The sequence below is a fragment of the Devosia sp. genome (assembly GCF_028290645.1).
Lineage (GTDB): Bacteria > Pseudomonadota > Alphaproteobacteria > Rhizobiales > Devosiaceae > Devosia_A.
The window spans coordinates 1-11,773 of record NZ_JAQGJL010000334.1 but is presented as its reverse complement, the minus strand read 5'-3'; the positions used below and the strand labels follow the sequence as shown (position 1 = coordinate 11,773).

The 11,773-nt window shown below is 65.1% G+C and carries 13 protein-coding genes; 4 read left to right on the top strand and 9 right to left on the bottom strand.

Annotation, left to right across the window (positions count from 1 at the left end):
- The 6 genes from JWQ89_RS17855 to JWQ89_RS17830 form a co-directional block, all read right to left on the bottom strand.
- The coding region (locus JWQ89_RS17855; protein ID WP_299643156.1) for an ATPase, T2SS/T4P/T4SS family at positions 1 to 741 on the bottom strand (741 nt) is incomplete at its 3' end.
- A 13-nt stretch (positions 742 to 754) separates the two neighbouring features.
- On the bottom strand, positions 755 to 2,032 hold the full coding sequence (locus tag JWQ89_RS17850) for an AAA family ATPase (RefSeq protein WP_299643154.1): 1,278 nt from the start codon (positions 2,030 to 2,032) through the stop codon (positions 755 to 757).
- A gap of 15 nt (positions 2,033 to 2,047) precedes the next feature.
- Entirely contained in the window at positions 2,048 to 3,544 is a 1,497-nt protein-coding gene (locus tag JWQ89_RS17845) for a type II and III secretion system protein family protein (protein ID WP_299643153.1), read from the bottom strand.
- A 17-nt stretch (positions 3,545 to 3,561) separates the two neighbouring features.
- Entirely contained in the window at positions 3,562 to 4,491 is a 930-nt protein-coding gene (cpaB, locus tag JWQ89_RS17840) for a Flp pilus assembly protein CpaB (protein ID WP_299643151.1), read from the bottom strand.
- Between the two features lie 131 nt (positions 4,492 to 4,622).
- Positions 4,623 to 5,135: a prepilin peptidase gene (locus JWQ89_RS17835; RefSeq protein WP_299643150.1), complete on the bottom strand. Its 513-nt coding sequence runs from the start codon at positions 5,133 to 5,135 to the stop codon at positions 4,623 to 4,625.
- A 134-nt stretch (positions 5,136 to 5,269) separates the two neighbouring features.
- Positions 5,270 to 5,467: a Flp family type IVb pilin gene (locus JWQ89_RS17830; RefSeq protein ID WP_299643148.1), complete on the bottom strand. Its 198-nt coding sequence runs from the start codon at positions 5,465 to 5,467 to the stop codon at positions 5,270 to 5,272.
- A 356-nt stretch (positions 5,468 to 5,823) separates the two neighbouring features.
- On the opposite strand from JWQ89_RS17830, the gene JWQ89_RS17825 reads away from it, so the two are divergent.
- The 4 genes from JWQ89_RS17825 to JWQ89_RS17810 all read left to right on the top strand — a co-directional run bounded on the left by JWQ89_RS17825 (position 5,824) and on the right by JWQ89_RS17810 (position 8,232).
- Positions 5,824 to 6,273, top strand: coding sequence for a pilus assembly protein N-terminal domain-containing protein (locus tag JWQ89_RS17825; protein ID WP_299643146.1), 450 nt, complete (start codon positions 5,824 to 5,826; stop codon positions 6,271 to 6,273).
- A gap of 109 nt (positions 6,274 to 6,382) precedes the next feature.
- The gene (locus JWQ89_RS17820) at positions 6,383 to 6,994 is read left to right on the top strand and encodes a TadE/TadG family type IV pilus assembly protein (RefSeq protein ID WP_299643144.1); all 612 of its coding nucleotides are present in this window, start codon (positions 6,383 to 6,385) and stop codon (positions 6,992 to 6,994) included.
- Complete coding sequence (locus JWQ89_RS17815; RefSeq protein WP_299643142.1) at positions 6,994 to 7,551, top strand: TadE/TadG family type IV pilus assembly protein; 558 nt, start codon at positions 6,994 to 6,996, stop codon at positions 7,549 to 7,551. The genes JWQ89_RS17820 and JWQ89_RS17815 overlap by 1 nt, the downstream gene beginning before the upstream one ends.
- Before the next feature lie 60 nt (positions 7,552 to 7,611).
- Positions 7,612 to 8,232 carry an HAD family phosphatase gene (locus tag JWQ89_RS17810; RefSeq protein ID WP_299643140.1) on the top strand — a complete coding sequence of 207 codons (621 nt, stop codon included), beginning with the start codon at positions 7,612 to 7,614 and terminating at the stop codon, positions 8,230 to 8,232.
- A 261-nt stretch (positions 8,233 to 8,493) separates the two neighbouring features.
- On the opposite strand, the gene upp is transcribed toward JWQ89_RS17810, so the two are convergent.
- The 3 genes from upp to deoA are packed head-to-tail and all read right to left on the bottom strand — an operon-like array spanning position 8,494 to position 11,639.
- Positions 8,494 to 9,123 carry a uracil phosphoribosyltransferase gene (gene upp / locus JWQ89_RS17805; protein WP_299643139.1) on the bottom strand — a complete coding sequence of 210 codons (630 nt, stop codon included), beginning with the start codon at positions 9,121 to 9,123 and terminating at the stop codon, positions 8,494 to 8,496.
- Positions 9,124 to 9,137: 14 nt separating this feature from the next.
- Positions 9,138 to 10,316: a phosphopentomutase gene (locus JWQ89_RS17800; RefSeq protein WP_299643137.1), complete on the bottom strand. Its 1,179-nt coding sequence runs from the start codon at positions 10,314 to 10,316 to the stop codon at positions 9,138 to 9,140.
- A 3-nt stretch (positions 10,317 to 10,319) separates the two neighbouring features.
- On the bottom strand, positions 10,320 to 11,639 hold the full coding sequence (gene deoA, locus JWQ89_RS17795; RefSeq protein ID WP_299643135.1) for a thymidine phosphorylase: 1,320 nt from the start codon (positions 11,637 to 11,639) through the stop codon (positions 10,320 to 10,322).
- Positions 11,640 to 11,773 lie beyond the last annotated feature (134 nt).

The following is an 11,773-nucleotide window of genomic DNA, read 5'->3' as shown; positions in this document are numbered from 1 at the left end:
GGCGCCCTCGGGCGAGATCGAGCCGTACTTGACCAGCTGCTGGAGGGTCAGCTTGTCCTTCTTGAACTTGCGGATGGTGAGCGCAGCGCCATCGATGGCGAGCGGCGGGGCGATGACGTTGACGCGGCTGCCGTCCGGCAGTCGGGCATCGCAGATCGGAGAGCTTTCGTCGACGCGGCGGCCGACCTGGCTGACGATGCGCTGGCAGACATTCATCAGGTGGGCGTCGTCGCGGAAGCGGACATTGGTGAGCTTCACCTTGCCGCCGACCTCGATGTAGCAGCGCTGCGACCCGTTCACCATGATGTCGGCGATGTCGTCGCGCGCCAGCAGCGGCTCGAGCGGGCCGTAGCCCAGCACGTCGTTGCAGATGTCCTCGAGCAGGTCTTCCTGCTCGGAGATCGACATGATGATCGACTTGAGCGCGATGATCTCGGCGACGATGTCGCGGATTTCCTCGCGCGCCGTCTCCTGCTCCATGGTGGCGAGCTGGCTCAGGTCGATCGAATCGATCAGGGCGTTGAAGATCGCCGACTTGGTCTGGAAATACTCCTTGTCGCGCGTCGCCGCCTCGGGACTGCGGACGTCGATGACCGTGTCGTCCCCGCCGCGCTTGGAGGTATCGGTGAGTCGCGAGACCTCCTGTCTCGACGCGGCAGGAACAACCGGCGCTATCGCCGGGCGGGGCGGTTGCGCGGCGCCGGGAGTGTTGCCGCCGAAACTGGTACGCTTTCCGAACATCGAGACTGGCCTTTCAGGCGCGCTTCTTCTTCAGAAAGGACGGGAGCTTGAGGCTCGAGGCCTTCGAGGCGCTCTTTTCCGGGGCGTTGCGGCCGGTGACGTGCATGCCGATCTGGCGGAACACCTCGTTGGCGCGGTTGTTGGCGGAGACTTCTGCGATCATCTGGCCATTGTTGGCGGCGGTGCCGAAGGTCGCCGCATCGAACGCGATCTGACCGAGCAGCCGGCACTCGACCGAGGTCGCGAACTCGTTGGGCGCGATCTCGGGACGGCGGGGCATCCCCACCTTGTTGATGACCAGCAGCGGCTCGCTTTCGGAGGGGCGCAGCGCCTTGATGGTGTCCGAGAGGTTCTTGGCGTTCCTGAGGTTCGCCAGGTCCGGCTCGGCGACGATGATCACCTCGTCGATGGTCGCGAGGGTGTGGCGGACCCAGGCGCTCCAGATGTGCGGGATATCGAGGACGACGATCGGGGTCGACTTCTGGCTCAGCTCGACGATCTGCTCGAACTCGCGCTCCTCGAAATCGAAGGTGCGGTCGAGCACCACCGGAGCGGTCAGCAGATTGACGTGGTTGGCCGCCTTGCTGGCCAGCCGGTCCAGCATGGTGCCGTCCATCTTCTGGCTGTTGCCGAGGGCGTCGGCAATGCCGTGCGGCGGATCCTGGTTGAAGTTCAGCCCGGCGGTGCCGAAGGCGAGGTCCATGTCGAGGATCAGCGTATCCTGACGCAAATGCTGGCTGATCGCCCAGGCGACATTGTGCGAAACGGTGGAGCCGCCGGCGCCGCCCTTGGCCGAGAGAAAGCCGATGGTGCGGCCGATCGGCGCCGCGCCTTCGGCGGCGAAGAGTTCGGTGATGGCGGAGACGATCGACTGCGCCGAAGCGGGCAGGACAATGTATTCGGACACCCCGGAGCGGATCAGCTCGCGATAGAGCAGCACGTCGTTGACGTGACCGAGGACGATCAGCCTCGTCGACGCATCGCAGACTTCGGCGAGGCGCTCGAGCCCCGAAGGAATTTCCTCGGGCCGCGCCGAGGTCTCGACGATGATCAGGTTCGGGGTCGGGTTGGCCTTGTAGGTCTCGATGGCGCCTTCGAGCCCGCCGTTATGGGTGGTGAGCGCCACCTTCGACATGCGGCGGTCGTGCACGGCGGATTCGACCAGCTGGGCGGTCTGCGAGTGCTCGCAGAACGCCTGGATGGTGATGCGCGGGATCAGCCGGGCGCCGTTCGCCACCTCGACGGCGGGCTCCTCGGCCGAACCGCCGTTATCGCGGGAGAGGAAACTCATTACAACTGCACTCCATCAATCCAGCAGGAAGCCGACGGACCCGTCATAGCTGCCGCGGGTGCCGGCGGGGCCGACGCCGTACATCGTCTCGATATGGCCGAGGAAGATAGACTCGGCATCGTTAGCGAACTGCATCTGGTCGGTCGGCAATTGCGGTTTCTCGTCTGTCGCCCTGGCGAGGTACGGCGTCACGAGGATCACCAGCTCGGTTTGCGAGCGGATGAAATCGCGCGAGCGGAACAGCGTGCCGAGGATCGGTATGTCGCCGAGGCCCGGCAACCGGTGGATTTGCGTCCTCGTCTGGTCCTGGATCAGGCCGCCGATGGCGAGGGTCTGGCCGGCGCCGATCTCGACCGAGGTCCGCGCCTTGCGCTGCTTAATGCCGGGCAAGGTCATGCGGCCCACGGTAATGCTGCCTTCGGCGCTCAGTTCGCTGCTCGAGGTCTCGACCACGAGGCCGATCTTGCCATTGGACTTGATGACCGGGGTGAAGGCCAGGTTGACGCCGAAGTCCTTGTACGTGACCGATACTTCCCCGGTGTCCGAAACGCTGGTCGGGACGGGGAACTGGCCGCCGGCGGTGAAGTCGGCCGACTGGCCGGAGACGGCGGTCAGCAGCGGCTCGGCCAGGGTGCGCGCCGCCCCGCGCTGCTCCATCGCCCGAATCTGGGCATCGATGCTGAGCCCCGCGACATCCACGCCGAGCTTGACGCCGTTGTCGGTGAACAGGTTCGACGCGCCGCCCAGCGGCTGGGTGCTGACGAAGCTGGTGGTCAGCCCGCCGCTCGAGTAGCTGCCGGACAGGTCGATGCCGAACTGCTTGGCGAGGCTGCGGTTCACCTCGGCGATCGTCACCTTCAGCATCACCTGCTGCGGCCCCTCGACGGTGACCACGCTGGTCACGTTGTCGGGCGAACCGGCGAACTGCGACGCGATCGACATCGCCTTGTCCGCATCGTCGGAGCTGCCGGCATGTCCGGACAGCACGACGCGGTTGATGGTGTTGCCGTCGCCGTCGACCAGCGCCACCGTCTCCACCTCGATGTCGGAATTGGGCATCACCCTCGCGAAGGTGTCGCGCAGCACCGCGGCGACGTTCGAGCCGCCGCTGCCGGTGTTGGTGCCCATGGTGCTGACGTCGAGCACGACGATGGTGCGCCCGGTGGAATCGAGAAAGAAGATGTTGGTATCGCCCGACCCGACCGCCTGCAGCACGGCGCGGCGCTTGGACCGCAGGAACGCGTTGGCGACGGCGGGCTGGGAAACGATCACTTCCTGCACGTCGACCGGAAAGTCGATGATCATCGACTTGTTGAGGCTCATGCTCACCGGCTGCGTGGAGCCGAACGAGGCGGCGCTGATCCTGATATGGGTGGTATCGGCGCCCTCTGCCTGGCCAAGGCCGAGCGGCGCGAGACCCAGGACCGCACCGACGGCGACCGCGGCCGCCATCAGGCGCAGGGTGTCGGCGAGGAGGCCGCGGGGTGAGCGGGCGGTGGGAGCCGGAGACATCAGGTAATCCTCACGCATCATTCGGGCTGCCCTTCCGGGCTGGTCTCGTCGACGGGCGGCTCGTCGACCGGGGCGGGTTCCTCGATCACCTCGTCGGGCGGCGTGGTTTCCTCGAACGAGGCCTGATCCACGGCTGCAGGGGCGCCGGCATCGGCCGGCATGAAGCTCTGGTCCTTGCCGAAGCGGATCATGCGGATGGCGCGGCTTGCTTCGTTCCGCAGGCTGTCGCCGGGCAACTGGGCGAAATCGGCAATGGAGCGCAGCACTACGGAGAGCGTACCGAGCTTGGCCGAATTGATGATGAGCTCGCCCTGCGCCGGCGTCAGCTCGAGCGTCGCAATCGTGCCGCCCTGGAAGACATCGGCCTTCGCCCCTTTGGCCTCCTCGTCCTTAGGCGATGGATCGACCTGGCCCAGCCGGGTGCCGATGGCCAGTATCTTGACGTTGGCGAGAATGGTCTGGGTGACGCCGCCGCGCGTCAGCACCACGTCGACCCGGTCATTGGGCACGACGAAGCCGCCGGCAGCGGCGTCGGCCCTTACGGGAACGGAGACCCCGCGCATGCCCTTGGCGAGCACGGCGGACAGGTATCCCTGGTCGGAACGCACCAGCTTCTGTTCGGAGACCGGCTCGCCGGGGAAAATCTCGAAGCGGGCCACCGCGCCGTTCATCTGGATCAGCGCATCGGGAAGCTCGGCCTCGGTGATATACTCGTCGCGGACCGCGAGCTCGGGCCAGTCCTGCCACTCGATGGTGTCCTTGCCCAGCCGCTGGCCCACCCCGATGGCGCCCTTGGCGACGAGGATCTTGGCCTTCTTCTCTTCGACGACCTGGGTTGGCCCCGCGACCACGACCTGCTGCGGAGCGCTGCCCCTGACGGCGAGGAAGGCCGCGAGGCCGCCCGCCAGCAGAGCCACGACCAGCAGGATGATACGCGAGACTCCCATCGCCTCAACTCCACACGACTGGGCCCGAAACGCGCCCGGTTACACTTGTCGTCGACTATCGAGGCAAAGGGTCAAAGTTTGGTTAATCGATGCTTGTCAATTACGGTTAACGGCCTGTTGCCTGAAGACTTTCAGCCGATCAGCCGCTGAAAGATGATGCCGGTCGGATAAACCAGCAGTCCGGCCGCGGCGAGGGCGATGCCGTAGGGCACGCCGGTCTGGGCATCGTGCAGCCGGTCGATCCAGGCGACCTGCTTCAGCTGCAGCGGCAGCGGCCAGCGGCGCACGGCGAGCAGCGACAGGGTCAGCGCGCCACCCAGGAGCGAGGCGAACAGCAGATATTGCAGCATCGAGGGGAAGCCGAACCACAGCGTCGTCGCCGCGATCAGCTTGGCATCGCCCCCGCCGATCCAGCGCAGCGCGAAGAAGGTGAACGACACGACGAGGACGATCGCCGCTGCGGCGAGGTGCATGCCGATGGTCTCGAGCGACAGCCCGGCCAGTAGCGCGACGGCCAGGAAGCCTGCCACCAGCAGCAGGATCAACCGGTTCGAGATCCGCATGGTCAGCAGGTCCGAAGAGGCCGCGTAGGCCATCAGCAGCGGAAACACAAACAGGAGCGGAATGGTGAGGTAGGTGGGCATGCTCGGCCGATGGTTGCGATCAGCGCCGGGAGTCGGCGCCCGGTGGCAGCTTCAGCGCGTCGTGGTTAAGAAAGCTGAAAAGAAGAAGGGGACCCGGACGGGTCCCCTTCGATAGTCGCAGCTTGATGGACTTATCAGCCGCCAGCAGGCGTCGCGGCGGGGATATCGACGGTGTCCAGGCGGCTGGAAATGCCGTTGAACAGGCCAGACAGGCTACCGCCGAGGGCGGTGGCGGCGACGATGATGCCAACGGCGATGAGCGCGGCAATCAGGCCGTACTCGATCGCGGTGGCGCCGGATTCGTCATTTACGAAACGAGCGACAGTGTTCATTTATTGGCTCCTTGCACACGTCATCTTGTGACCGCATCTTGTGATGCGTCAGCACCGTTCGACACGTCACACATCGAACATGTGGTCACGCTAGTCCCCACCTCTTGACATTGAGTTAATACGAGTCCCCGCAAAGCCCCGGACTGCAAGGCTTTTTTGCATGCTGAGCAGATCGTTAAAGCGCTGCGGACAATTGTCGCGAAGGAGCTCGAAGTATAACCCCCGGGTCAGCAATCCGCGTTGGCGATGAATACAGGCGCGTCGAGCCCCGGTCGCCGGGAAGGGCGCATTTGCGAATTGTTCACCATTCCGAGCAACACTCTATTGGCGTTCGAGTACCGTTCCCAAGGTCCATCATGCCGTTCCGCTTCAGCCTTGTCGCCCTTGCTTTCGCGTCCCTGCTCGCTTCAGGGGCGGCGCTGGCGGATAGCGCGCCGGTAAGCGTCAAGGTCAACATGGCGCGGATCCTGAGGATCAATGCGCCGGCCTCCACCGTGATCATCGGCAACCCCGGGATCGCCGATGTCACCATCCAGGACCCGCAGACGCTGGTGCTGACCGGCAAGAGCTACGGACAGACCAATCTCATCGTGCTCGACAACGAGGGTAACCCGATTGCCGACACCATGATCGAAGTGGTGCAGGAGCAGGCCGGGCTCGTCACCGTCTATTTGGGTGACAAGCGGACCAGCCTCGCCTGTGAACCGGTGTGCCAGCCGATCATCATGCTGGGCGACGATACCGGCTATACCGGCACGACGATCGGGTCCTCCCAGGCCGTGTCTTCCGCCGCCGCCGCGCAATAACCCGGCGTTAACCACGCCGTCCTGTCCGCTGCAAATGCAGGCACGTCACTAACCAATCGATAGGCCCTGCCCGTTACCTTGCCGCCAGCGAACGGAATGCAGCGGCCAGATGTCCATGCGCACCCAATGGCTGAGAAAGCTCCTGTCGCCGGCCATTCGCCGGGGGCGCGCCTTCGGCCGCGACGAGGGCGGCGTAACGGTCGTCGAGTTCGGTATCCTGGCGCTGCCGTTCTTCACCATCGTCACGGCGATCCTCGAGACTTCGATGATATTTCTTGCCGGGCAGATCCTCGACAGCGCGGTCCAGGATTCGGCGCGGCTGATCCGGACCGGACAGGCGCAGTCAAGCACGCCGCCATATACGCCGGACGACTTCCGCAACGCCATTTGCGACGGTCTCTACGGAATGTTCGATTGCGACCCCGGCGACGGCAGATTGCGTGTCAACGTGTCGGTAATCGCGGACTTCGCCGCTGCCTCCACCGGCTATCCATTGCAGATCGGCGACGAATGCGAGCCCGAGGGTTGCCAGTGGACCCTGGAGGACGACTACGTGCCCGGGACTGGCGGCGATGTCATCCTGGTGCGGGCTTATTACAAGTGGCCCACCATCCTGAACTTCCCGGGCTTCAACTTCGACACGTTGCCGGACGGCACGCGCCTGCTGGGTGCGGCGCGGGTGTTCAAGAACGAACCGTTCGCGTGTAGCGATTGCACGTGATGCTGTCCCGGCTCAGGCGTTTTTGCCGCGACGTCGAAGCGGTCGCGGCGGTGGAATTCGCGCTGATCCTGCCGCTGCTGATCACGCTCTATCTGGGCACCGTGGAAGCCGCGACCCTCTACGCGGCGGACCGCAAGGTGGCGACGGTCGCCAGCACCATGGCGGACCTCGTCTCGCGCGAGAAGGACACGATCCTGCTCTCAAGGCTCGACGACTACTATGCAGCGACCGCGACGATCATGCAGCCCTACACCACCGCCGGGCTCACCGTGGTGGTGTCGCTGCTGCAGCTCGATGCCGAGGGGGTGGCCACGGTCAAGTGGAGCAAGGGCTACGGGGCCGACGACAGGAATGCGGACGACGAATATCCGCTCGATGCCGACAGCAGGATCAACGAACTGGCACGCGGGGCCAGCGGCTGGCTGATCGCCTCGGAGGTTACCTACCCGCACCGGTCGTTCATCGGCTATGTGTTCCCCGAGACCATCAACCTCAGGCACGTGGAATACTTCCTGCCCCGCTTCGACGGCGAGATCGCCCTCGATACCAACGGCTGAGCTTGCCGCCGCAACCGAGGCATGCCATAGGCCGGGCGCGTTCCACGACGAGGCCAGCCGATGCAAGATACGCTCATTCCAGTCTTCGACCTCGGTGGGGTGTTCGTCGACTGGAACCCCATGTTCCTGTTCCGCAAGCTCTTCGAAACCGAGGAGGAAGCGCAGTGGTTCTGGGACAATATCTGCACCAGGGACTGGAACCTCGAGTTCGACGCCGGCGACATCTTCGCCGAGGGCGTCGCCAAGCTGATCACCCGCCATCCGCGCTACTGGCGCGAGATCCAGGCCTTCGACCTGCGCTGGAAAGAGACCGTCGGCGAGTTCATCACCGGTACGGCCGACATCCATGACGAACTGATCGCGCAGGACATACCGACCTTCGCCATCACCAACTTCTCGTGGGAAAAGTGGGTGAGCTGCCTTCCGGAATGGCCCTTCCTCGAAAAGTTCGACGGCGTGGTGGTCTCGGGCCTCGAGGGACTGGTAAAGCCCGATCCCCGCCTCTACCGCGTCCTCTGCGAGCGTTACGGCATGGCGCCCGAGAGCTGCGTGTTCATCGACGACAGCGAGCCGAACGTCATCTCGGCGCGCAAATTCGGCATGCACGCGATCCATTTCACCGATCCGAAATCGCTCCGGAAGGAGCTGATCGGGCTGGGCCTGCCGCTGAAGAAGGCCTGAGGCCCACCGCGTCCGGCGACTGGCAGAAGTTCATGACCTATCGGTAGCCAAAGGTTGCACTTGCACGCGTCTTTGGCATGCATTTACAGCCCCGTCAGGGTGCATTTGCAGCGCGGTCTGCGGGTAATTTTGTGCTGTGACACGCCGAAATCACCACTACCTCGGCTGGTGGGTGGGGCGCACCAGTGCAGCCCCGGACGAGCGCAGCGAGGACACCGCGCGTGGCGCGCCCCGTCCGGAGCGCGACCAGCGCGTGAGGACCTACTTCGTGCCGTACATGCGGTCGCCGGCGTCGCCGAGGCCGGGGATGATGTAGCCCTTCTCGTTGAGATGGCTGTCGATGGCGGCGGTGTAGATCGGGACGTCCGGGTGGGCGGCGGAGAATTTCTCGATGCCCTCGGGGGCGGCGAGGAGGCAGAGGAACCGGATGTTGTTGGCGCCGCGCTCCTTGAGCTTATCTATTGCGGCGATTGACGAATTTGCCGTCGCCAGCATCGGGTCGACGACGATGATCAGCCGGTTGTCGAGCTCGGACGGCGCCTTGAAATAGTACTCGACCGGCTGCAGCGTCTCGTGGTCGCGATAGATGCCGATATGGGCGACACGGGCCGCCGGCACGAGATCAAGCATGCCGTCGAGCAGGCCATTGCCGGCGCGCAGGATCGACGCAAAGACCAGCTTCTTGCCCTTGATGGTGGGCGCCTGCATGCGCGTCATCGGGGTCTCGATCTCGATCATTTCGAGTTCGAGGTCGCGCGTCACCTCGTAGCACATGAGGTGGGCTATCTCCCTCAAAAGTCTGCGGAATCCCGCAATCGAGGTATCCTTGTCGCGCATGATGGTCAGCTTGTGCTGGATCAGCGGGTGGTCGACGACCGTTACGCCACGCATGGAGGCCTCGTAGTCTAGAGGAAGGATTTCCCGTGCGGTCCGGGCGCGAGGCCAAGCCAGCGGGCGATGCTTTCCCCTATATCCGCGAAGCTCGGGCGGATGCCAATGGTTCCGGGGCTGAGGGCTGGGGAAAAGACCAGAATCGGCACCTGTTCGCGGGTGTGGTCGGAGCCGCGCCAGGTCGGATCGTTGCCGTGGTCGGCAGTGAGGATGAGGAGATCGTCGGGACGCAGCGCGGCGATCAGTTCGGGCAGGCGTTTGTCAAAGGCTTCAAGGGCTTGCGCATAGCCCGGCACATCGCGGCGGTGGCCGTATTCCTGATCGAAATCGACGAAGTTGACCATGACGAAGGCGCCGTTCTCGGCCATTTCCATGGCCTCGAGGGTGCGATCGAACAGCGCCATGTTGCCGGTCGCCTTGATCTTGTGGGTGACGCCGTGGCCGGCATAGATGTCGGAGACCTTGCCGATGGCATAGACCTGCCGGCCGGCGGCCTTGGCGCGATCGAGCAAAGTCGGCTCGGGCGGCGGGATGGCGAAGTCGCGGCGATTGCCGGTGCGCTTGAAATCATTGGCGTTTTCGCCGACGAAGGGGCGGGCGATGACGCGGCCGATGTTCAGCGGCGCGGTGAGTTCGAAGGCCGTCCTGCAGAGTTCGTAGAGGCGATCGAGACCGAAGTGCTGCTCGTGCGCGGCGATCTGGAAGACGCTGTCCACCGAGGTGTAGCAGATCGGCTTGCCGGTGCGGATCGACTCCTCGCCAAGCTCGGCGATGATGGTAGTGCCCGACGCGTGCTTGTTGCCGAGGATGCCGGGAATTCCTGATTTTTCAATCAGTTGAGCGATCAGCTCGGGCGGGAAAGTGGGCTCCGTCAGCGGGAAGTAGCCCCACTCGAACGGCACCGGCACGCCGGCAATCTCCCAGTGCCCCGACGGCGTATCCTTGCCCTTCGACACCTCCCGCCCGACGCCCCAGCGACCGCCCCTCGGCTGGTCGGTGAGGCCACGCGGGAGCTCGCCGGTAGAGAACTGCGCTGCGGCACCGAGGCCGAGCGCGTCCAGATTCGGCAGCGATATCCGGTAGTTGGCAGCGATGTGGCCCAGCGTATCGGCGCCGACATCGGCATAGTCGGCGGCGTCCGGCGCGCCGCCGATGCCGAAGCTGTCGAGAATGCAGAGGATGGCGCGGGGCATGGCTCAGGCCTCCGTGGGCGGAACGTAGTCGGCGATCAGCGGGTGATTTTGTCCGGCCGAATCCGAGATCGTGTAGGCGGCCAGGAACCGTTGGGTCGCATCTGCTGCCATATCTTCGTCGCGTGCATGAACGCGGCACAACACTGTCTGAACGTCGATTTCGGCCCCAAGACCAAGGATTTGGTCGAAACCGACCGCGAAATCGATGCTGTCGGTAGGGAGGCGGCGCCCACCGCCGAGGGCGACCACACCCATGCCGACACCGCGCGTGTCGATGGCGGTGATCGTGCCGGCGACCGGTGCGAGGATATCACGCACGATGGGTGCGGGGGACAGGTGCACATCCATGTTGTCGACGAAATCGGCGGGGCCGCCGAGCAGTGCCACCATCTTGGAGAAGTGCTCGGTGGCCTTGCCACTGGCGAGCGCCGTTTCGACTGCCACGGCGGCATCGCCGTCATAGCCGCTGAGCTGCAGGGCGGCGGCGCTGAGGGCCAGGGTGACTTCCCGGAGGCGCGGGTCCTGGTGCCGGCCGGTGAGGAAATCGACGGCGTTGCGGATTTCGAGCGCGTTGCCGGCGGCGGAGGCCAGCGGCTCGTTCATGTCGGTGATCAGCGCGGCGGTGCGGAGGCCGGCGCCGTTGGCGACCGAGACGAGGCTTTCGGCCAGCGCGCGGGATTTCTCCAGCGTCGGCATGAAGGCGCCGGAGCCGGTTTTCACGTCGAGGATCAGCGCGCCGAGGCCGGCGGCGAGCTTCTTACTGAGGATCGAGGCGGTGATCAGCGGGATGGATTCGACCGTGCCGGTGACGTCGCGGATCGAATAAAGGATCTTGTCGGCGGGGGCGAGGTCGGCGGTCTGGCCGATGATGGCGCAGCCGGCTTCGCGCACGACCTTGCGGAACAGTTCGTTGTCCGGGCTGGTGGTGTAGCCGGGGATGGAATCGAACTTGTCGAGCGTGCCGCCGGTATGGCCGAGGCCGCGGCCCGAAATCATCGGCACGTAGACGCCGCAGGCGGCGAGGATCGGCGCCAGCAGCAGCGAGGTGTTGTCCCCTACCCCGCCGGTCGAATGCTTGTCGACGACCGCGCCATCGAGATCGGACCAATCGAGCACGGTGCCACTGTCGCGCATCGCCTCAGTGAGGGCGACGCGCTCGGGGGTGGTCATGTCGCGGAAGAACACCGCCATGGCGAAGGCGGCGGCCTGGGCGTGGGAGACCGCGCCGTCGGTGAGGCCGGAGATGAAGGCGCCGATTTCGCCGGCCGTGAGGGCGAGGCCGTCGCGCTTGCGGGCTATGACTTCCTGGGGGAGGAAGGGCATTGGGTTGGTTCCCGCTTTGGTGCGGGGAACCTAGAACCATGGCGCGGCCGGCGCAATCAGCCTGCGACGGGCCGGGTCTCGAGCGTTTCGCCGGCCGGCGGCTTGCGGTCGGCAAGGCCGCGATTGCGCAGCGC